The sequence below is a fragment of the Vibrio sp. 10N.286.45.E10 genome, from assembly GCF_002874195.2.
Taxonomy (GTDB): domain Bacteria; phylum Pseudomonadota; class Gammaproteobacteria; order Enterobacterales; family Vibrionaceae; genus Vibrio; species Vibrio crassostreae.
Genome location: NZ_MCWD02000001.1, coordinates 2,410,984 through 2,431,074, shown reverse-complemented (window position 1 = coordinate 2,431,074; position 20,091 = coordinate 2,410,984). Strand labels below are relative to the sequence as shown.

Annotated in this window: 17 protein-coding genes; 12 read left to right on the top strand and 5 right to left on the bottom strand. The window is 44.6% G+C overall.

The features are described 5' to 3' along the window. The first annotated feature begins 60 nt into the window (after positions 1-60). The 8 genes from prfC to deoD all read left to right on the top strand — a co-directional run bounded on the left by prfC (position 61) and on the right by deoD (position 9,124). The gene (gene prfC / locus BCU34_RS10720) at positions 61-1,641 is read left to right on the top strand and encodes a peptide chain release factor 3 (protein ID WP_048658149.1); all 1,581 of its coding nucleotides are present in this window, start codon (positions 61-63) and stop codon (positions 1,639-1,641) included. 105 nt (positions 1,642-1,746) lie between these two features. Then, entirely contained in the window at positions 1,747-1,902 is a 156-nt protein-coding gene (locus BCU34_RS10715) for a DUF5363 family protein (RefSeq protein ID WP_157933150.1), read from the top strand. Further along, complete coding sequence (locus BCU34_RS10710) at positions 1,883-2,713, top strand: TatD family hydrolase (RefSeq protein WP_102479082.1); 831 nt, start codon at positions 1,883-1,885, stop codon at positions 2,711-2,713. The genes BCU34_RS10715 and BCU34_RS10710 overlap by 20 nt, the downstream gene beginning before the upstream one ends. A gap of 204 nt (positions 2,714-2,917) precedes the next feature. Beyond that, positions 2,918-4,180 carry a NupC/NupG family nucleoside CNT transporter gene (locus BCU34_RS10705; RefSeq protein WP_060982613.1) on the top strand — a complete coding sequence of 421 codons (1,263 nt, stop codon included), beginning with the start codon at positions 2,918-2,920 and terminating at the stop codon, positions 4,178-4,180. A gap of 520 nt (positions 4,181-4,700) precedes the next feature. After that, positions 4,701-5,477 carry a deoxyribose-phosphate aldolase gene (deoC, locus tag BCU34_RS10700; protein WP_102433379.1) on the top strand — a complete coding sequence of 259 codons (777 nt, stop codon included), beginning with the start codon at positions 4,701-4,703 and terminating at the stop codon, positions 5,475-5,477. Between the two features lie 237 nt (positions 5,478-5,714). Then, on the top strand, positions 5,715-7,043 hold the full coding sequence (gene deoA / locus BCU34_RS10695; protein ID WP_102433378.1) for a thymidine phosphorylase: 1,329 nt from the start codon (positions 5,715-5,717) through the stop codon (positions 7,041-7,043). Between the two features lie 76 nt (positions 7,044-7,119). Continuing rightward, complete coding sequence (locus tag BCU34_RS10690; RefSeq protein WP_048658145.1) at positions 7,120-8,340, top strand: phosphopentomutase; 1,221 nt, start codon at positions 7,120-7,122, stop codon at positions 8,338-8,340. Between the two features lie 64 nt (positions 8,341-8,404). Continuing rightward, positions 8,405-9,124: a purine-nucleoside phosphorylase gene (gene deoD, locus BCU34_RS10685; RefSeq protein ID WP_102433377.1), complete on the top strand. Its 720-nt coding sequence runs from the start codon at positions 8,405-8,407 to the stop codon at positions 9,122-9,124. Positions 9,125-9,221: 97 nt separating this feature from the next. Here the strand turns inward: deoD and BCU34_RS10680 are convergent, their stop codons facing one another. Continuing rightward, positions 9,222-9,833, bottom strand: a complete 612-nt coding sequence (locus BCU34_RS10680; protein ID WP_076655999.1) for a YtjB family periplasmic protein — start codon at positions 9,831-9,833, stop codon at positions 9,222-9,224. Between the two features lie 109 nt (positions 9,834-9,942). Between BCU34_RS10680 and serB the strand changes: the two genes are divergently transcribed. Then, entirely contained in the window at positions 9,943-10,923 is a 981-nt protein-coding gene (serB, locus tag BCU34_RS10675) for a phosphoserine phosphatase (protein WP_102433376.1), read from the top strand. A 111-nt stretch (positions 10,924-11,034) separates the two neighbouring features. Here the strand turns inward: serB and BCU34_RS10670 are convergent, their stop codons facing one another. After that, positions 11,035-13,380 carry a PilZ domain-containing protein gene (locus BCU34_RS10670; RefSeq protein WP_102433375.1) on the bottom strand — a complete coding sequence of 782 codons (2,346 nt, stop codon included), beginning with the start codon at positions 13,378-13,380 and terminating at the stop codon, positions 11,035-11,037. A 161-nt stretch (positions 13,381-13,541) separates the two neighbouring features. Between BCU34_RS10670 and radA the strand changes: the two genes are divergently transcribed. Together radA and fusA are read left to right on the top strand one after the other, a co-directional pair. Continuing rightward, positions 13,542-14,921 (top strand): DNA repair protein RadA, encoded by a 1,380-nt coding sequence (gene radA, locus BCU34_RS10665; protein ID WP_017058826.1) that lies wholly within the window; start codon positions 13,542-13,544, stop codon positions 14,919-14,921. A 234-nt stretch (positions 14,922-15,155) separates the two neighbouring features. Next, the gene (fusA, locus tag BCU34_RS10660) at positions 15,156-17,243 is read left to right on the top strand and encodes an elongation factor G (protein WP_050633924.1); all 2,088 of its coding nucleotides are present in this window, start codon (positions 15,156-15,158) and stop codon (positions 17,241-17,243) included. Between the two features lie 233 nt (positions 17,244-17,476). Here the strand turns inward: fusA and BCU34_RS10655 are convergent, their stop codons facing one another. Together BCU34_RS10655 and BCU34_RS10650 are read right to left on the bottom strand one after the other, a co-directional pair. Further along, the gene (locus BCU34_RS10655) at positions 17,477-17,689 is read right to left on the bottom strand and encodes a VF530 family DNA-binding protein (protein ID WP_017106559.1); all 213 of its coding nucleotides are present in this window, start codon (positions 17,687-17,689) and stop codon (positions 17,477-17,479) included. Between the two features lie 45 nt (positions 17,690-17,734). Then, positions 17,735-18,685: a LysR substrate-binding domain-containing protein gene (locus BCU34_RS10650; RefSeq protein WP_102479081.1), complete on the bottom strand. Its 951-nt coding sequence runs from the start codon at positions 18,683-18,685 to the stop codon at positions 17,735-17,737. Positions 18,686-18,788: 103 nt separating this feature from the next. Between BCU34_RS10650 and BCU34_RS10645 the strand changes: the two genes are divergently transcribed. Then, entirely contained in the window at positions 18,789-18,995 is a 207-nt protein-coding gene (locus BCU34_RS10645) for a DUF1127 domain-containing protein (protein ID WP_102432823.1), read from the top strand. Positions 18,996-19,142: 147 nt separating this feature from the next. Here BCU34_RS10645 and BCU34_RS10640 read toward each other — a convergent pair whose 3' ends face one another. Beyond that, positions 19,143-20,048 carry a LysR substrate-binding domain-containing protein gene (locus tag BCU34_RS10640; RefSeq protein WP_102432822.1) on the bottom strand — a complete coding sequence of 302 codons (906 nt, stop codon included), beginning with the start codon at positions 20,046-20,048 and terminating at the stop codon, positions 19,143-19,145. Positions 20,049-20,091 lie beyond the last annotated feature (43 nt).

Genomic DNA, 20,091 nt, shown 5'->3' with positions numbered 1-20,091 from the left:
ATTCAAGGGCAAGTATTATCTACTTGCCCTTTTTACGCTTTAGATCAGCAAAGGGCGACTATGTCTTTCCAACAAGAAGTGAGCAAACGTAGAACGTTTGCGATTATCTCTCACCCGGATGCGGGTAAAACCACGATTACTGAAAAAGTTCTTTTATTCGGAAACGCGATTCAAAAAGCGGGTACCGTAAAAGGCCGTGGCTCTAACCAGCACGCTAAATCTGACTGGATGGAGATGGAAAAAGAACGTGGTATCTCGGTAACTACGTCGGTAATGCAATTCCCATACAATGATTGCCTAGTAAACCTATTAGATACTCCAGGACACGAAGATTTCTCGGAAGATACGTACCGTACGCTAACAGCGGTTGACTCTTGTTTGATGGTTATCGATGCTGCGAAAGGTGTCGAGGATCGTACTCGTAAACTAATGGAAGTAACACGTCTACGTGATACGCCAATCGTAACGTTTATGAACAAACTTGACCGTGACGTTCGTGACCCAATGGAAGTGCTTGATGAAGTTGAGAGCGAGCTAGGTATGGCTTGTGCTCCTATCTCATGGCCAATTGGTTGTGGTAAAGAGTTTAAAGGTGTTTACCACATTCACCGTGATGAAACGATCTTATATGAATCAGGCCATGGCCATGAGATCCAAGAAGTTCGCATCATCAAAGGTCTAGATAACCCAGAGCTAGATGAAGCGGTAGGCTCTGATCTTGCGGAAAGCGTACGTGAAGAGCTAGAGCTTGTTATCGGTGCTTGCCCTGAGTTTGACCACGAACTGTTCCTTGCTGGTGAACTAACGCCGGTTTACTTCGGTACCGCATTAGGTAACTTCGGTGTTGACCACATGCTTGATGGTCTAACGAAATGGGCACCTGCTCCTCAAACGCGTCAAGCGAACGAGCGTGATGTTGAAGCGACAGAAGAGAAGTTCTCTGGTTTCGTCTTTAAGATCCAAGCAAACATGGACCCTAAACACCGCGACCGTATCGCATTCATGCGTATCGTATCAGGTACTTACAACCAAGGCATGAAGATGAACCATGTTCGTACTGGCAAGAACGTAAGTATCTCTGATGCGGTAACCTTCATGGCGGGTGACCGTGCACGTGCTGAAAAAGCATACGCGGGCGATATTATCGGTCTGCATAACCACGGCACAATCCAGATTGGTGATACCTTCACTCAAGGTGAGAGCCTTAAGTTCGCTGGTATTCCTAACTTCGCACCTGAGCTATTCCGTCGTATTCGCCTACGTGATCCACTGAAGCAGAAGCAGCTTCTAAAAGGCTTAGTTCAGCTTTCAGAAGAGGGCGCAGTACAAGTATTCCGTCCTATGCAGAACAACGACCTGATCGTTGGTGCAGTTGGTGTACTTCAGTTCGACGTGGTTGTAGCGCGCTTGAAAGCGGAATACAACGTAGAAGCTATCTACGAAGGTGTTAACGTTGCAACAGCTCGTTGGGTTGAATGTGATGACGCTAAGAAACTAGAAGAATTCAAACGTAAGAACCAATCTAACCTTGCGCTAGATGGCGGTGACAACCTGTCTTACATCGCACCAACTATGGTGAACTTGAATCTAGCTTCTGAACGTTTCCCTGAAGTTCAATTCCGAGCGACGCGCGAGCACTAATTACTCCGCGCTCTATTCGAGTTAAACAAAAACGTCTATTGTTCTGCAATAGGCGTTTTTTAATGCGTTTTATTTAAGGTTCAAAAGCTGAGGTTAAAGGCAAGTATGTTGGGTTGGATAAAAACTTGGATTAAGAAATACGATAAGTGGTGTGAAGAGCTTGGCTTAACGCCTGAAAATAAGCGTAGCTGTGTACCTTATCGTCGTGACCTTCAAGGCCAGAAAGCAGAGAATGGAAAATATGACACAGCAAATAAGTGACTTTCCGCTGTTTGATACTCATTGCCATGCGGATTTTGAGGCGTTTGAGCAACATATTGTAATTGATCAGGGAACTACACTTGATCAAAGTATTGATCGCTACCTTGAAGAAGCGAAACAAGCCCAAGTTGAGAAAATACTCATCCCTTCTATAGGCCAAAATAACTGGCGTAAGCTTGAAAAAATTGCGCAATCCTACCCGAATGTTTATTACGCGCTAGGCTTCCATCCTTACTTTTTAGAGCAAGCGGATGAGGTGCAATTTGAAGAACTTCGCCAATTACTCTCTTCAAAAAACAGCCAATGTGTCGCGATAGGTGAGTGCGGACTCGACTTCTTTGTGGGCGTCGAAAGGGAAAAACAAGAGCGTTTTTTTGTCCAGCAAATGGAGCTAGCTAAGACCTTTGAGTTGCCTTTAATCATCCATGAACGGAAGTCTTACAACCGACTGATCGAGTTAATAAAGCAGCATAATTTTACTTTTGGTGGGGTGATTCACGGTTTTTCAGGGAGTGAACAGCAAGCTTTAGCGTGGATCAAGCTCGGTTTCTATATTGGCGTCGGTGGAACGATAACTTACCCAAGAGCGCAAAAAACACGCACAACTATCGCAAAATTGCCCCTTGAATGCTTGGTATTGGAAACGGATGCTCCGGACATGCCGGTGTACGGAAACCAAGGAAATGTTAATCATTCCAAATATTTAGTTACGATATTAAATGAACTTATTTTGCTTAGAAATGAGACAAAGCAATCGGTTGCAGCGCAAATATGGCAAAATAGCCATCGCGCATTCGGTATATGTGAATAAAATCGAGGGTTTTTGTTTATCGTTTGCGTAAATTGCATTGAGCTTGTGATTTAGCTCACATTTGTGTGTGAATGGTACATGAATCTTGTACGAAAGTGTGAGGATGGCATTACTTTATTAGTGGTCGCATGAGTATAATTGCCTCCGCTTTATAGCCCCATTTTGTAACACGCCAATAAATAACTAATAAGGAAGTCATAAACTATGAGCCTGTTTATGAGCCTCGTCGGAATGGTTGCACTGATTGCAATCGCAGTACTACTATCTGACAACCGCAAAGCTATTAATCTAAGAACAGTGGGTGGCGCTTTCGCTATCCAATTCGCACTTGGTGCATTCGTACTTTACATCCCTTGGGGTCGTGATCTACTTGCAGGTTTCTCTGCTGGTGTAGCAAACGTGATCGACTACGGTAAAGACGGTACTGGTTTCCTATTCGGCAGCCTAGTTAACTTCTCAGTTGACGGTATCGGTTTCATCTTTGCTTTCCAAGTACTACCAACTCTGATTTTCTTCTCTGCACTTATCTCTGTACTTTACTACATTGGTGTAATGCAAATTGTAATCAAAGTTCTTGGTGGTGGTCTTCAGAAAGCTCTAGGTACTTCTCGCGCCGAGTCTATGTCTGCAGCAGCAAACATTTTCGTTGGTCAAACAGAAGCACCTCTAGTTGTTCGTCCTTTTGTTCCTAAAATGACTAACTCTGAACTATTCGCAGTAATGTGTGGTGGTTTGGCTTCTGTAGCTGGTGGTGTACTAGCAGGTTACGCATCTATGGGTGTACCTCTAGAGTACCTAGTTGCAGCGTCATTCATGGCAGCACCTGGTGGTCTACTATTCGCTAAAATCATCAAGCCTGAAACAGATACGCCAGACGACAACATCGCTGACGAAATGGACGGTGGCGATGACAAACCAGCTAACGTTATCGACGCAGCAGCAGGTGGCGCATCAGTTGGTCTACAACTAGCTCTTAACGTTGGTGCAATGCTACTAGCATTCATCGGTCTAATTGCTCTAATCAACGGTATCCTAGGTGGCATCGGTGGTTGGTTCGGTATGGAAAACCTAACTCTAGAACTTCTTCTAGGTTGGATCTTCGCACCGCTAGCATTCATCATTGGTGTTCCATGGGAAGAAGCAACTATCGCTGGTTCTTTCATTGGTCAGAAGACAGTTGTTAACGAATTCGTTGCATACCTAAACTTCGTACCATACGTTGGTGAAAATGCTCAAGTTGTTGCAGCAACTGGTCAAGTGATGTCTGAGAAGACTCAAGCTATCATCGCATTCGCACTATGTGGTTTCGCAAACCTTTCTTCAATTGCGATTCTTCTTGGTGGTCTAGGTGGTATTGCACCAGCTCGTCGTCACGACATCGCTCGTATGGGTGTTAAAGCGGTTATTGCTGGTACTCTATCTAACCTGATGGCAGCAACAATTGCTGGCTTCTTCCTATCTTTCTAATCAAGTAGATTTAGATATATAGACGCCATAATAATATCGCCCCGTAGCAAGAAATTGCTGCGGGGCTTTTTTGTTTTTAGGCCTAGTGATTTTTAGTATGAGCACGAGCGATGCTGGGATTCAATAATGGGTCTAGAATGTTTTTTTGAGATACAAACCGTTTGCGTTCTAAGGAGCACTACAATTTATTGATGGATACCTATAATGTATAAGCTAAAGGGATAGGATGTCTCTGTTGGCAAGAAAGTAACCTCGAAATCAACTCGAACGTTATTCTTCTGGGATTAAGCCAAAATTAGCGATACGCTATAGATGTTAGACACAACATGACTGATTTGTTGTGCCATAGACCAAACTGGTACTGTGCGGTGACAAGGATTGCAATTGGTAGCGAAAGTTATCAAGTCTTCAAGGAACCAAGTCCGTTCATTTGTGACTACTGAGCATTACTAAAATATCCATCTATACTGGATGGATGGCGAAGTAGTTAACTATTTGAATATATTGATCGGAGATAGAAATGAGCGATTTAAAAGCAGCAGCTCTACGTGCACTTAAACTTATGGACCTAACTACGCTAAATGATGACGATACTACTGAGAAAGTAGTGGCGCTTTGTCATGACGCGAAGACTGCAGTAGGCAACACAGCTGCAATCTGTATTTACCCTCGCTTTATCCCAGCAGCTAAGAAAGCGTTGCGTGAGCAAGGTACTCCAGAAGTACGCATTGCGACTGTAACTAACTTCCCTCATGGTAATGACGACATCGAAATTGCTGTTGCAGAAACAAAAGCAGCGGTAGCGTACGGCGCAGACGAAGTTGACGTAGTATTCCCATACCGTGCTCTTATTGCTGGCAACGAAGAAGTTGGCTTTGAGCTAGTTAAACAGTGTAAAGCAGCTTGTGGTGACATTACGCTTAAAGTGATCATCGAAACAGGTGAACTGAAAGAAGAAGCACTGATCAAGAAAGCTTCTCAAATCTGTATCGAAGCTGGTGCAGACTTCATCAAAACTTCAACAGGTAAAGTGCCAGTAAACGCGACTCCAGAATACGCTCGCATGATGCTTGAAGTTATTCGTGACATGGGCGTTGCTAAAACAGTTGGTTTCAAACCAGCTGGTGGCGTTCGTACAGCTGAAGATGCTCAAGCTTACCTAGCAATGGCTGATGAGCTACTAGGCGCTGAGTGGGCAGACAACATGCACTACCGTTTTGGTGCTTCAAGCCTACTGACTAACCTTCTTAATACATTAGAAGTGACAGACCAAACTGCTGATCCAGCAGCATACTAATTTACTCGTCATATTTGACGCCGCAGCGTTGTTGACTGCGTAAGTTCACCGGTTCGCCGGCCGTCCTAATCACATAGAGCCTCTATGCTCATAGGAATGAACTCACTGGTCGCCTAGCTGTAACGCCAAATATTTAGAGTATTGAAAATAACAAGTCTGTTTGATGGAGTGACGTTAAGTCACTCCATATTACCTCTTTCCCTACAAACCATACTCACTAGAGTTTGGGAGGCACTAATGTATCTACCTCAAGAAATTATTCGCAGAAAACGTGATAACGAAGTACTGACCACAGAAGAAATTAACTTCTTCATTCAAGGCGTAGCTAAGAACACGGTTTCTGAAGGCCAAATTGCAGCATTTGCAATGGCTATCTTTTTTAATGAAATGACAATGCCAGAACGTATCGCACTAACTTGTGCAATGCGTGATTCAGGTATGGTGATTGACTGGAGCCACATGAACTTTGATGGCCCAATCGTTGATAAACACTCTACTGGTGGTGTTGGTGACGTAACTTCTCTGATGCTTGGCCCTATGGTGGCAGCATGTGGTGGTTTCGTTCCAATGATCTCTGGTCGTGGTTTAGGCCACACTGGCGGTACGCTAGACAAGCTAGAATCTATCCCGGGTTACAACATTACACCAACCAACGAAGTGTTCGGTGAAGTAACGAAAGATGCTGGCGTGGCTATCATCGGTCAAACAGGCGATCTAGCTCCTGCTGACAAGCGTGTTTACGCAACTCGTGATATCACAGCAACCGTAGATAACATCTCGCTAATTACGGCTTCAATCCTATCTAAGAAACTGGCCGCTGGCCTTGATTCTCTAGTGATGGATGTAAAAGTAGGTTCAGGCGCTTTCATGCCGACTTACGAAGCGTCAGAAGAGCTAGCGAAATCTATCGTTGCAGTAGCAAACGGTGCAGGTACTAAAACAACAGCAATTCTAACGGACATGAACCAAGTTCTAGCTTCTTCAGCGGGTAACGCAGTAGAGGTTCGTGAAGCGGTTCAATTCTTAACGGGTGAATACCGAAACCCACGTTTGCTAGAAATTACGATGGCATCGTGTGCTGAAATGCTGGTGTTGGGTAACCTTGCAAAAGATTCAGACGAAGCGCGCGAAAAACTGATGGCAGTACTGGATAACGGTAAAGCAGCAGAGTGCTTTGGTAAGATGGTAGCGGGCCTTGGTGGCCCAGCAGATTTCGTAGCGAACTACGATAACTACCTAGAAAAAGCAGAAATTGTTAAGCCAGTGTACGCGCTAGAAAGCGGTGTAGTATCAGCAATGGATACTCGTGCAATTGGTATGGCTGTAGTTGGTATGGGCGGTGGTCGCCGCGTAGCAACTGACAGCATTGATTACGCAGTCGGTTTTGATCACTTCATTCGTCTTGGTGAAGTAGCAAGTGAAGATAAACCATTAGCAATGATTCATGCTCGCAACGAACAACAGTGGCAAGAAGCTGCAACAGCATTACAAAATGCAATCACTGTGGGCGGAGAATATACAGCAACGCCAGATGTTTACCGTCAGATTCGTTCTGAAGACGTGTAAATAACAGGTATCGGCATACCTCGTGTATGCCGATAAACAGAGTTCTGGTGCAAAGAGCAATAAGTTGGTGAAGAAAATGAAAAGAGCATTTATTTTAGTTTTAGATTCATTCGGTATCGGTGAAACAGCGGATGCAGATAAATTCGGTGATGTAGGTTCTGACACTATGGGTCACATCGCAGATCATTGTGACCAAGGTCTTGCCGACAATGCAGATCGTAAAGGTCCTCTGACGCTACCAAACCTGTCTAAGCTAGGCTTAGCAATGGCTCATAAAGAGTCTACAGGTCGTTTTGCTCCTGGTATGGATGCAGACGCTGAAATCATCGGCGCTTACGGTCACGCTGCTGAACTGTCTTCTGGTAAAGACACGCCATCAGGTCACTGGGAAATCGCTGGTGTACCAGTATTGTTTGACTGGGGCTATTTCACCGACAAAGAGAACAGCTTTCCAAAAGAGCTGACTGACCGCATCCTTGAGCGTGCAGGTTTGTCTGGTTTCTTGGGTAACTGCCACTCATCAGGCACTGAAATCCTAGATAACTTAGGTGAAGAACACATGAAGACTGGCCTGCCAATCTTCTACACTTCTGCGGACTCTGTTTTCCAGATCGCTTGTCACGAAGAGACATTCGGCCTACAAAACCTATTAGACCTTTGTCAGATTGCTCGTGAAGAGCTAGAAGACTACAACATTGGTCGTGTTATCGCGCGTCCGTTCGTTGGCCCGGGTAAAGGTCAATTTGAGCGTACAGGTAACCGTCGTGATCTTTCTGTTGAGCCACCTGCAGCAACTATCCTGCAGAAACTTGCTGATGAGAAGGGCGGTAACGTTCACTCAATCGGTAAAATCTCTGATATCTACGCAGGCTGTGGTATCACTCAGAAAACTAAAGCAACAGGTATCCCTGCGCTATTTGAAGCGACTAAAGAAGCGATCAATGAAGCGGGCGATAACACGATTGTGTTTACTAACTTCGTTGACTTCGACTCAGCTTACGGCCACCGCCGTGATGTTGCTGGTTACGCAGCGGCACTTGAGTACTTCGATGGTCGCATCAATGAAATCATCGATATGATGAAAGAAGATGATGTACTTATCCTAACGGCAGACCACGGTTGTGATCCGACATGGCCAGGCACAGACCATACTCGTGAGCACATCCCTGTGATTGTTTACGGTCAGAAGGTTCCAGCGGGTTCTCTAGGTCGTCGCGATACGTTCGCTGATATCGGCCAAAGCTTAGCGTCATACTTTGGCACATCGCCAATGGGACACGGTACAAGCTTCCTATAATAGTTAACTAAGAGAGAGGGAAACCTCTCTCTTCTTTTTTGTTTTGAGATTAAGGATATTTTCAATGGCTACTCCACATATTAATGCTGAAATGGGTGATTTCGCTGACGTAGTTTTAATGCCAGGCGACCCGCTACGTGCTAAATACATCGCTGAAACCTTCTTAGAAGAAGTGGTTCAAGTGTGCGACGTTCGCAACATGTTTGGTTACACCGGTACTTACAAAGGTCGTAAGGTTTCGGTTATGGGACATGGTATGGGCATTCCATCTTGTTCTATTTACGCGACTGAGCTAATCAAAGATTTTGGTGTGAAAAAGATCATTCGAGTTGGTAGTTGTGGTGCAGTGAGCGAAGATATCAAAGTGCGTGATGTGGTTATTGGCATGGGCGCATGTACTGACTCAAAAGTGAACCGTATTCGCTTTAAAGGTCACGACTTCGCAGCTATCGCAGACTACAAAATGGTACGTGCGGCAGAAGATGCAGCAAAAGTACGTGGTGTTGATGTAAAAGTTGGCAACCTGTTCTCGGCTGAGTTGTTCTACACGCCAGATCCAGAAATGTTCGAAGTGATGGACAAATATGGCATTGTTGGCGTAGAGATGGAAGCGGCTGGCATCTATGGCGTATGTGCTGAATACGGTGCGAAAGCGCTAACGATTTGTACTGTTTCTGACCACATCAAGACTGGTGAGCAAACTACATCAGATGAACGTCAAACGACTTTCAACGACATGATGGTTATCGCACTAGACTCTGTGTTGCTTGGTGACCAAGAATAATCTTGATTTGTCTTAGCTTGATAAGTGAACTGATAACAAAAAGCCCCGTTGCTGCCTGAGCGTCGGGGCTTTTTATTGGATAAGTTAAACGCGATGTTTATGAGCTTACATTCTTCAACAGTAAGTTCTCACCAGACTTGGTTGGCCTTCTGCGAATCAGCATAATGAACAGCACACCACTCACAAACCCCATCAACACCATACCGATCATGTAGCGATCACTTTTTCGATAATGGTGATCAGAAATTGCCGTCATCTTACCTGTTTCAAAAGTCACTCGAATAAAGCCGATGATCGTTTTCTCCGGTGAATAAATAGGTTCAACTAATTGTTGTCTGCCAATACTTGCTGTTGAAAGTGGCGTATCTAAGCCAAGAACCTCGCGCACCGAGAGCGCTTTTTCACTCGAAGCCAGTCGGATGCCCTCTGCATCATAGATGGTGGTATCGAACACCAGTCGGTCTTGAGACAGCTGATTAGTAAGATCAAGTAATCGCTCTTGGTCTTGTTGCGTGATCATCTTGCTGGCCGAAAGTGATGCCTGAGAGATAAGCAGCTTGGTAAGGGTTTCCAACTGTTTCGCTTGGATCTTCTCGTTACCTTTACTGATCACGACCGTATTTTTAATCGTTACAACGAACATGGTAGCCAACAAAATAAGGGCTAGCATTCGTAAAGCGTTACGTATTGAGAACAATGATTCATTCATGTTTCACGAAGCCTGAAATAAACAAATGTTATGATTAAGACATATTGAGACTTGCGTTTTCAAATTGCAATAGGTTAACGTTTAGCATAGTTAATTAGGAATCATACACATGGACGCTCAGAAATATCTGCCGATAAAAAGGCATACGACATTATTAACTCGACTCCCCGAGACTCGTTTCGCTTCTCAACTCGCTAAATCCAAAGCTAATTGGATTGTGTTTGGTGAGTACCTATCTCCACAATTTTTCGATGACATCGACTTTTTCACTGGCACTTACAACACCATCCTCGATACGTGGAAAGTTGGGCATTATGAAGTGGCTTTGATGTCAGGCAACCTAACACCAGCACATGAAGAAATCCTCCAAGCGCTAAAGCTTGATTATGCTTGCCTTAGCGAGGTCCCAGACTTATCTAAGCCAGGTTTGATTGTGATGGATATGGATTCCACAGCGATTCAAATTGAATGTATCGATGAGATTGCCAAACTGGCTGGAGTGGGAGAGTTAGTCTCTGAAATCACCGAACGAGCAATGCAAGGTGAGCTCGACTTTGAACAGAGCTTACGCCAAAGAGTAGGAGCACTGAAAGGTGCGGATGAGTCGATATTAGAGCAAGTGCGCCAATCTTTGCCATTCATGCCAGATCTGGTTGGGCTTGTGAACACGCTTAATAAGCTTGGCTGGAAAACGGCGATTGCATCAGGCGGTTTTACTTACTTCTCTGACTACCTGAAAGATACCTTGGATCTTGACCATGCTCAGTCGAATACTCTAGAAATCGTTAAGGGTAAATTGACGGGGGAAGTGTTGGGTGACGTGGTTTCGGCGCAAACCAAAGCCGATATTTTGGTAGAGTTGGCTGAAGAGTACGAATTGGAACTGCACAATACCGTTGCCGTTGGTGATGGTGCCAATGACTTGGTGATGATGGGCTCTGCAGGTTTAGGCATTGCCTACCACGCGAAACCAAAAGTAGAGCAGCAAGCTCAAACCGCTGTTCGTTACGCAGGTTTAGGCGGTGTGCTTTGTATCTTGTCGGGTGTATTAGCTAAGCAGCAAAAAATCAGCTGGCAGGCAAAACCTTAAGGCTTGATTGGGAAGTTGTATTTGCCGGAAGTTATAGTCGAGATCAGATACAAAAAAAGCAGGCGATGAGCCTGCTTTTTCTATTTTCCAATCCAGTCAATGGAGATTAACCTAACGAGTAAGCTCTAATCGAATCAACACTTCATCTGTGATGTCTTCAATCTCACCATAGCCGATAAAAGCGGTGATCTCGTTCTCTAGTTTCTTAGCTTGATGCATGCTGATGCGTGAAAGCTCTTCTAAATCCGATTGGAATAAACTTGTTAGCGGGTTAAAGATAGGTGCCGTGGTGACTCGCAATACATACACATTACCCAAGTGCTGCGCCTTCTTGATGAATAAGATGCGCTCTTTTGCTGAGGTGAAATCTTTCACCAACTTGGTATGCACCGATTGGATCTTGTCACCAAACTTTACCGCAGCAATATACACGTCATGGTGTTTGGGCTCAGCGCCTTCGATTCTTTTCAGTGGCTCGGCCAGTAGCGAGTTAGTGTGGCCTTTAAAGATCGGCTCTAGAGAGAACTTTTGGTTGTGTCCAAGTTTAGCGAGCAACGTTAGGTGCTTATTCAATGGGAAGTTCACGCCTATGATCTTACAGCGCAATGTTGAGCTTGGCTTATCAATGAAGATAGGGTTACTGACCATCTTGCTAAGCAATATATTGTGTAACGATTCGAGCAACGAGTTGGTTGGCAGTATCTCTTTCTTTTTAATCAGCTTGCTTTGGTTCTGATCGATAAGCCCATTTAGGAAAGCGATAGTACGCATCGTCTTCGCGTTCTCAGCAATAACCAGCTGTACGTTGCGGCCATTCGGGCTCACTCGGATCACATGGTAAGGCACGGTGCTCAATGGCAGGTTCTTGTCATAGAGCTGCAGTTCATTGAAGTTCACCAATACCGGATCATTAATCTTGAGGACCATTGGGTGTTCAAGGTTAATGCTCAGTCCACGCTTCGAGATATCTAAAGTGTGTCCGCTTGCCGCAGCGCCATCTTGTGACGTAAGTTGTAACGGTGATTTAAATTGGTATCTCGGTTCTTTACGGCGAGTCTGAGAATCAAAGTAGATACTTTGAATATTCCCAACCACAGTGCGTGGGTGACGAAAGCGGTTCAGTTCACTGCTTGGAATACGTGGCTTTTCACTTAACAGATAATCAGCCGCACTTTCGTGATCGCCAATTTCTTGCAAGATACCGCAATGCGTCAGTTGCGCTGAGCTTTGAGCCAGAGTATCCGAGTGTTTGGCTAACGCTTGTTGCTCGGTGTCTGAAAGTTCGAAAACTGAGAACTTGAACGCCTTCCAACTTTTACGTTTACCGCCAATGTGCCAAAACAGTTGTCTTTGTTCGCGAGAGGCTTCAGGTAGCATCATTGAATAGAACAAGGTCTTGTTTTGGTGTTCATGGGTAAAAGAGTAGATAACGTTACTGGTTCCCTTCACTCCTGGTTTCGCCAGCAGGTTCATACGTTGCTCGTTGAACAGGGTGCCCAGCGCTTGTTGATTTCGCTCGTCGTGCCAGTATTGCCACAACGGATGGTTGTTATCCGTCAGTAGGGCAAGCTTTAGTTCACTGCCGCTGAAGAACAGCGGAAGGTTACAAGTATGCTTTAGATAGGTGTGTTCGATTCCTCGCGTACGAGTTCGAATGATCCTATCTTGGTTCTCATGGCTGGTTTTCTTACTGATGCTATTTAAAGACTCATCGAGTAAGCGAGCCACAACATTGTTGTCGCTTACCTTGATGGTTCTTAGAAATTTGACCGCGTTGTTCTCATAAGACTCGTCGATACCCAAAACACGAAATTCAACAGCTTGGTTAACATCGTTTTCTTGGGACTTTTCGATAAGCTCTGAGAATTTAACGCTGATGATCTCACCGAGGTTGTATCGAAAGGCGCTTGGCACCTTGAACTTTGCGCCCGACGGAGAAATATCAACCGTTACACCATGTAGGCTTTGCCCTTTCGATGTGGTGATCTCAACCTGTGAGCTAATCTTGAGTCTGTTCTCTTGACGCTTTAAGTCGTAACCTAGATTAATCGCTTCAGCTTCGTACGGGCTATTGGCGCTAGTAATGTCGTGGTTACCTTGAGAAGATGTTTTAACAACGCTCATTGGTTGAGTTCGCGGAGTCATTACTAACTCCCATGCGCCTTCTGTGTAACCTTTAAACTTTTTAGTGCCACGTTGATACGCGTTTAAAGCGATGTCATCGAGCCAGTGTTTACGGCCGTCTAACGTGAACTGACGACATTCATTATCAATGCGCCCACGTAAATCAATGCTCTTTGTACACGGAGCCATGATACGATTCAGTTCCATTTTAACCAGCAGTTTTAGAGACGGAGATTCGCCTTCTGTCATTTGAGAAAGAAGGAATTCGAAATCTTCGGCGTGGTAGGCCGGGATAAGACGTTCTGCTACAGATAGAATTTCAGATTGCTGCATACTTTTCTTGTTAGAATGGACGGTGCATTTATGTTATCGACTAGTTTAAATCGATCTTTAAGTATAAGTGGTATGACTGCAACGTTTATTTTCACCCGTACGGTCAAATAAGTCACAAATTGACAACATCATTGTGTAACTGAGTAAATTATTGAGGTTTTATGGCTAAGGCAAAACGAGCTTATGTGTGTAATGACTGTGGTGCTGACTTTCCACGTTGGCAGGGGCAGTGCAACGCATGTGGTGCTTGGAACACGATTACAGAAGTTAGGTTAGCCGCTTCACCTCAAGTAGCGCGCAATGAAAGATTATCTGGTTATGCAGGTGCAGTAACAGAATCGAGCGTTCAGACATTATCTGAAATTAATCTACAAGAAGTGCCACGCTTTAGTAGTGGCTTCAAAGAGCTCGACCGCGTACTCGGTGGTGGTGTTGTCCCTGGAGCTGCGATCCTGATTGGTGGTAACCCAGGCGCGGGTAAATCAACACTATTATTGCAGACCATGTGTCAGCTCTCTTCTCAACTGCCGACTCTTTATGTAACAGGTGAAGAATCCTTACAGCAGGTTGCAATGCGTGCCTCTCGACTTGGATTACCAAAAGAGCACCTAAAGATGCTCTCTGAAACCAACGTAGATAAGATCTGTCAGGTTGCTGAAAAAGAACAGCCAAAGATCATGGTTATCGACTCCATCCAAGTTATGCACGTTGCTGATGTTCAGTCTTCACCGGGCAGTGTTGCTCAGGTTCGTGAATCGGCAACCGCATTAACGCGCTACGCAAAACAAAATAATGTTGCGGTGTTCTTGGTGGGACACGTAACTAAAGACGGCACCTTAGCCGGGCCAAAAGTGCTTGAGCACATTATTGACTGTTCTGTTCTATTGGATGGCGGAACAGATAGCCGCTTTAGAACACTGCGCAGCCACAAAAACCGTTTTGGTGCGGTCAATGAGCTTGGCGTATTTGCCATGACAGGCCAAGGACTAAAAGAAGTTAGTAACCCATCCGCAATCTTCTTGTCTCGTGGTGAAGAAGAAACCTCGGGTAGTTCGGTGATGGTTGTGTGGGAAGGCACTCGTCCATTGCTTGTTGAAATCCAAGCGCTGGTGGATTATTCCCAGCTGGCAAATCCGCGTCGTGTCGCTGTCGGCCTTGAGCAAAACAGGCTTTCATTATTATTAGCGGTGCTGCATAAACACGGCGGCTTACAAATGGCTGACCAAGATGTGTTTGTGAATGTCGTTGGTGGTGTTAAAGTAACCGAAACCAGTGCTGATCTTGCGTTGGTGATGGCTCTACTTTCAAGTTTCAGAGACCGCGCATTGCCAAAAGATGTGGTGGTGTTTGGAGAAGTAGGTCTAGCGGGTGAGATTCGACCTGTACCGAGCGGACAAGAGCGTTTAAATGAAGCATTTAAACACGGCTTTAAGAAAGCAATCGTACCGGCAGCGAACATGCCTAAAGGTGGCATTCCTGGAATGCAGATCCATGGTGTGAAAAAATTATCGGAAGCAATTAATGCTTTTGATGAGTTGTAATTGAACTCACTTCAGCTACTCTATACAGCAGCAATTCAGCCTAACCTTAACGCCGATTAGGCTTTGGGTTAGCACTATAATTAACAATCATTTAGATTGTTACTACTGAGTGCCTTTTTCTATATGTTAGAAAAAGGCAAAGTTTTTTAGTCCCAAATGCATGCAAAGCTATCAGTCTTCACAGATTGTGATATACTCTGCGCGCATTTTATATCCTATTAACAGAGTAAGACAATGGCAGATTTATCGAAATACAGAAACATTGGTATTTTCGCGCACGTTGATGCGGGTAAAACAACTACCACTGAGCGTATCCTTAAGCTAACTGGTCAAATCCACAAGACTGGTGAAGTACATGATGGCGAATCAACTACTGACTTCATGGAACAGGAAGCTGAGCGCGGTATTACTATCCAATCAGCAGCTGTAAGCTGTTTCTGGAACGGTCACCGTCTAAACGTTATCGATACTCCTGGACACGTTGACTTCACAGTTGAAGTATACCGTTCTCTTAAAGTACTTGATGGCGGTATCGGTGTATTCTGTGGTTCTGGTGGTGTTGAACCTCAATCAGAAACTAACTGGCGCTACGCTAACGAATCAGAAGTATCTCGTCTGATCTTCGTTAACAAACTAGACCGTATGGGTGCAGATTTCTACAACGTTGTTGACCAAGTTAAAAACGTTCTAGGTGCTACTCCTCTAGTTATGGTTCTACCAATCGGCCGCGAAGATGAATTCGTGGGTGTTGTAGACCTTCTAAGCCGTAAAGCATACGTTTGGGATGACACTGGTCTTCCTGAAAACTACGAAATTCTAGATGTTCCTGCGGACATGGTAGATGACGTAGAGCAATACCGTGAAGAGCTAATCGAAACTGCTGTAGAGCAAGACGATGACCTAATGGAAGCTTACATGGAAGGTGAAGAGCCTTCTATCGAAGACGTTAAGCGTTGTATCCGTAAAGGTACTCGTGACCTAGCATTCTTCCCAACTTTCTGTGGTTCTGCATTCAAGAACAAGGGCGTACAAATCGTTCTTGACGCTGTTGTAGATTACCTACCTTCTCCAACTGAAGTTGATCCTCAACCTCTAATGGACGAAGCTGGCGAAGAAACTGGCGAACACGCTATCGTTTCTACAGAAGAAACTTTCAAAGCGCTTGCATTCAAAATCATGGATGACCGCTTCGGTGCTCTAACTTTCGTTCGTATTTACTCTGGTAAACTGAACAAAGGTGACACGATTCTTAACTCATTCACTGGCAAAACAGAACGTGTTGGCCGTATGGTTGAGATGCAAGCTGATGACCGTAACGAACTAACTAGCGCACAAGCTGGTGACATCATTGCGATCGTTGGTATGAAGAACGTGCAAACTGGTCACACTCTATGTGATCCTAAGCACCAAGTAACGCTTGAGCCAATGGTATTCCCAACTCCAGTAATCTCAATCGCTGTATCTCCAAAAGATAAAGGCGGTTCTGAGAAAATGGGTATCGCGATCGGTAAAATGGTTGCAGAAGATCCATCTTTCCAAGTTGAGACTGACGAAGAGACTGGCGAAACTATCCTGAAAGGTATGGGTGAACTTCACCTAGACATCAAGGTAGATATCCTTAAGCGTACATACGGCGTTGACCTAACTGTAGGTGCTCCTCAAGTTGCTTACCGTGAAACTATCACTCAAGCAATTGAAGATAGCTACACGCACAAGAAGCAATCTGGTGGTTCTGGTCAATTCGGTAAGATCGATTACCGTATCAAACCAGGCGAAGCAGGTTCTGGCTTCAAGTTCAACTCTGTAGTTGTGGGCGGTAACGTTCCTAAAGAATTCTGGCCTGCAGTTGAGAAAGGCTTCGCATCTATGATGGAAAACGGCGTACTAGCTGGCTTCCCAACTCTAGACGTTGAAGTTGAACTTTTCGATGGTGGTTTCCACGCAGTCGATTCATCTGCAATCGCATTTGAAATCGCAGCGAAAGGCGCATTCCGTCAATCTATGCCTAAAGCTGGCGCGCAACTTCTTGAGCCTATCATGAACGTTGACGTGTTCACTCCAGACGATCACGTTGGTGATGTTATCGGTGACCTTAACCGTCGTCGTGGTATGATCAAAGATCAACAAGCTGGCGTAACTGGTGTTCGTATTAAAGCTGACGTACCTCTTTCTGAGATGTTCGGCTACATCGGTCACCTACGTACTATCACTTCTGGTCGTGGCCAATTCTCTATGGAATTCGCACAATACGCACCATGTCCAACTAACGTTGCTGACGAAGTGATTGCAAAAGTTAAAGCTGAAAAAGAAGCTGGTAAGTAATTAGCCCTTTTCTAAATTAGCTAAAAAAAGCCCCGCAAGTGAAAGCTTGCGGGGCTTTTTATTGCTTGTAACATACTGCGAGAGATGAGAGATGAGAGATGAGAGATGAGAGATGAGAGATGAGAGATGAGAGATGAGAGATGAGAGATGCGAGATGTGATATGGTCCCTAAAAAGTAGACACAGGGGTTGTCCCGTATTTAATCAACACGGGACTGATAAAGCAGGGAGAGACTAACGCTTTAAGTCGATGTAAATCTGCTCTACCTTGGTGCGAGCCCAATCTGTTTTACGCAAAAATTTTAAGCTCGATTTAATGCTCGGGTCTTTTTTAAAGCAGTTGATGTTTACCATGTAACTCAACTCTTCCCAACCGTAATGTTCAACCAATTCAGTCAGTAGCTTTTGTAGAGTGATACCGTGAAGTGGGTTATTTTCTTGTGTCATGAGATGTTCTCGCCATTTATTTGAGCTCAGTATACCAGTTTCGCTTTATGAATTATCAGACCATTTAAGTTCGTAATCGGTGTGGATAATCGACAATTCTTCTCTACCTGTATCACCAAATAATTTAACTTGAGTCTGCATCCATTCTTCGAAGCGTTTTATCTTTTCTCGATGGAAGTAACCTGGAGGTGCACATAAAAAATAATTGTATTTAGGCTTCAGTGCTATGTTTCCGATTCGGACGAGTTTCTTTTCCTGCAAGTAGCGATACACCAAGCTGTGCTTAACCAAGGCTACGCCTTGAACGGATAGCGCACCTTCTAACACAAAATGAGAGCCATCAAATTGCAATGATGTACGGCCAGCTTTTACTCCTGCGACTTGTAGCCAAAGATTCCAATCCATATCAGGCCAGCGGTCTTCAATCAATTCTGCTTTATGCAGATCGTCGATCTCATAAATACCATGTTTCTCTTGATAGATAGGATGGCAGACAGGGTAAACCACTTCGTCCATTAACCAACGTGATTCGATGTTTGGGTAGTTACCGTGACCGTAGCGAACACAAATATCGACATTGGAATCCTCAAAGGTGACCAGTTTGTTGGTCGGTTCTATCAACATAGATAAATCTGGATGGCGATCGCGGAAGTCGCCAATTCTGGGTACGAGCCAATGCTGAGCAAAGGAAGGCACGGTAGAGATCGACAGCTGAGTAGGGTTAGGATCTTGGTTGATTCGTCTCACCCCATCTTGAATATGAGCAAAGCCTTTCTTCGCTTGCAGGTACAGTACTTCGCCTTCATGGGTTAATACTATTTTTCGGTGCTGGCGAATAAAGAGGTCAGCTCCTAACCATTCCTCAAGTTGACGAATTTGTTGACTCACCGCGGCAGCAGTAACAAATAGCTTTTCTGCTGCGAGCTTAAAACTGCCAGTTTCAGCTGCAGTATAAAAATAGTAGATCCCTTGGAATGGTGGAGTTCGCTCTCTCACATTAGTTTTCCTTAACTGAATGCCAGTATCTATCGTTTGTCGATGTTGCTCTGTTGGTCGATTATTGACCATAACAAAGCAAAAGATCAACAGGAGAAAGGGTATGAATACGATCACAGTAACAGCAAATACCAACCATTCACTTTTGTCATCGTTATCAACTAAGAAATTCTATTCTAAATTGAGACTGTATATTCGGAATCGTAGAACCAGAAAGCAGTTGTCTGAGCTTCCCGACTATTTATTGAGAGATATCGGGGTTACTTCAGAGCAAGTCGAGAAAGAACTGAAGAAGTCATTTTGGGAGTGATTCAGGGCAGCGTAGCTTTTAACTCAACGTTGCTTTTGCTCAACATAGTTTTGTCGGTGTCGGGAGGTTTACGTTACAGTTCTATGTTGAGTTAAGCTTGTTGCTTATTTAAGCTCATTGCTTATTTGAGGAATCGATAGTTGAGAGCTAATTCTCCAATAGCTCGTTTACTTCTTCGTGTAACCAATTGGTGAACGCTGTAATACGCTCTTTTCTCGGGGAGTTGGGGTCAAAACATAGGTTTACTTGAACACCAGGCGTCATGCCTATATCAAAGGGTTTTACTAGCAAGCCGCGTTCGATGAAGTCACCAGCCAAGCTGTCCGTTGCTAGGCAAACGCCATGTCCCGCCATGACTGTGGTTAGCCCCATATCAAATGTACCGACTTCCATCCATTGAATGGTGCTGCTTTGGGTAGATATGTTTGCTTGTCTAAACCATTCCTCCCAAGGGAAACAACCGCTATCAAACTGAATCAGCCAACACTTGAGGAGTTGTTCTGGTGATGTGAATTTCAGAGATTTTGCTAACTCGGGGGAGCAAAAAGGGTAGATAGGCTCGTTAATTAGCATCTTAAGAGTCAAGCCTTCTTCCACATATAAGTCTTCACCTTGTCGAATAGCTACATCAATCTCGCCATGCTTTAAATTTGGTGTGTCGCAGCCTGTTAGCACCTTGATCGGGATCTCTGGATGCTTCACTGAGAACTTCCAAAGCCTAGGCAGCAACCAACGCGTCGCAAAAGAGGGTGGACTTCTAACAACAAGTAGCCCTTGAATGGGTTCAGACTGGATCTTGTTCAATCCCAGTATCACCTCTTGAAATCCATCAGATACATGTTTAAAAAGCGTGTGTCCTTCGTGTGTCAAAGTCATTGCTCGCCCCTTACGAATAAAGAGCTTACATCCAACCTGCTGTTCTAACTGTCGAATCTTCTGGCTGACGGCAGCTTGACTGACGAACAGCTCTTCAGCAGCTTTGCTGTAACTGCTTAAGCGAGCCGCAACTTCAAAGTAACGGAGACCTGAAAGGTAGCGCAGTCTATTGTCCATAATCTCAGCTTATAGTTCTTGTTAATAATGGTTGTTCGCTTAT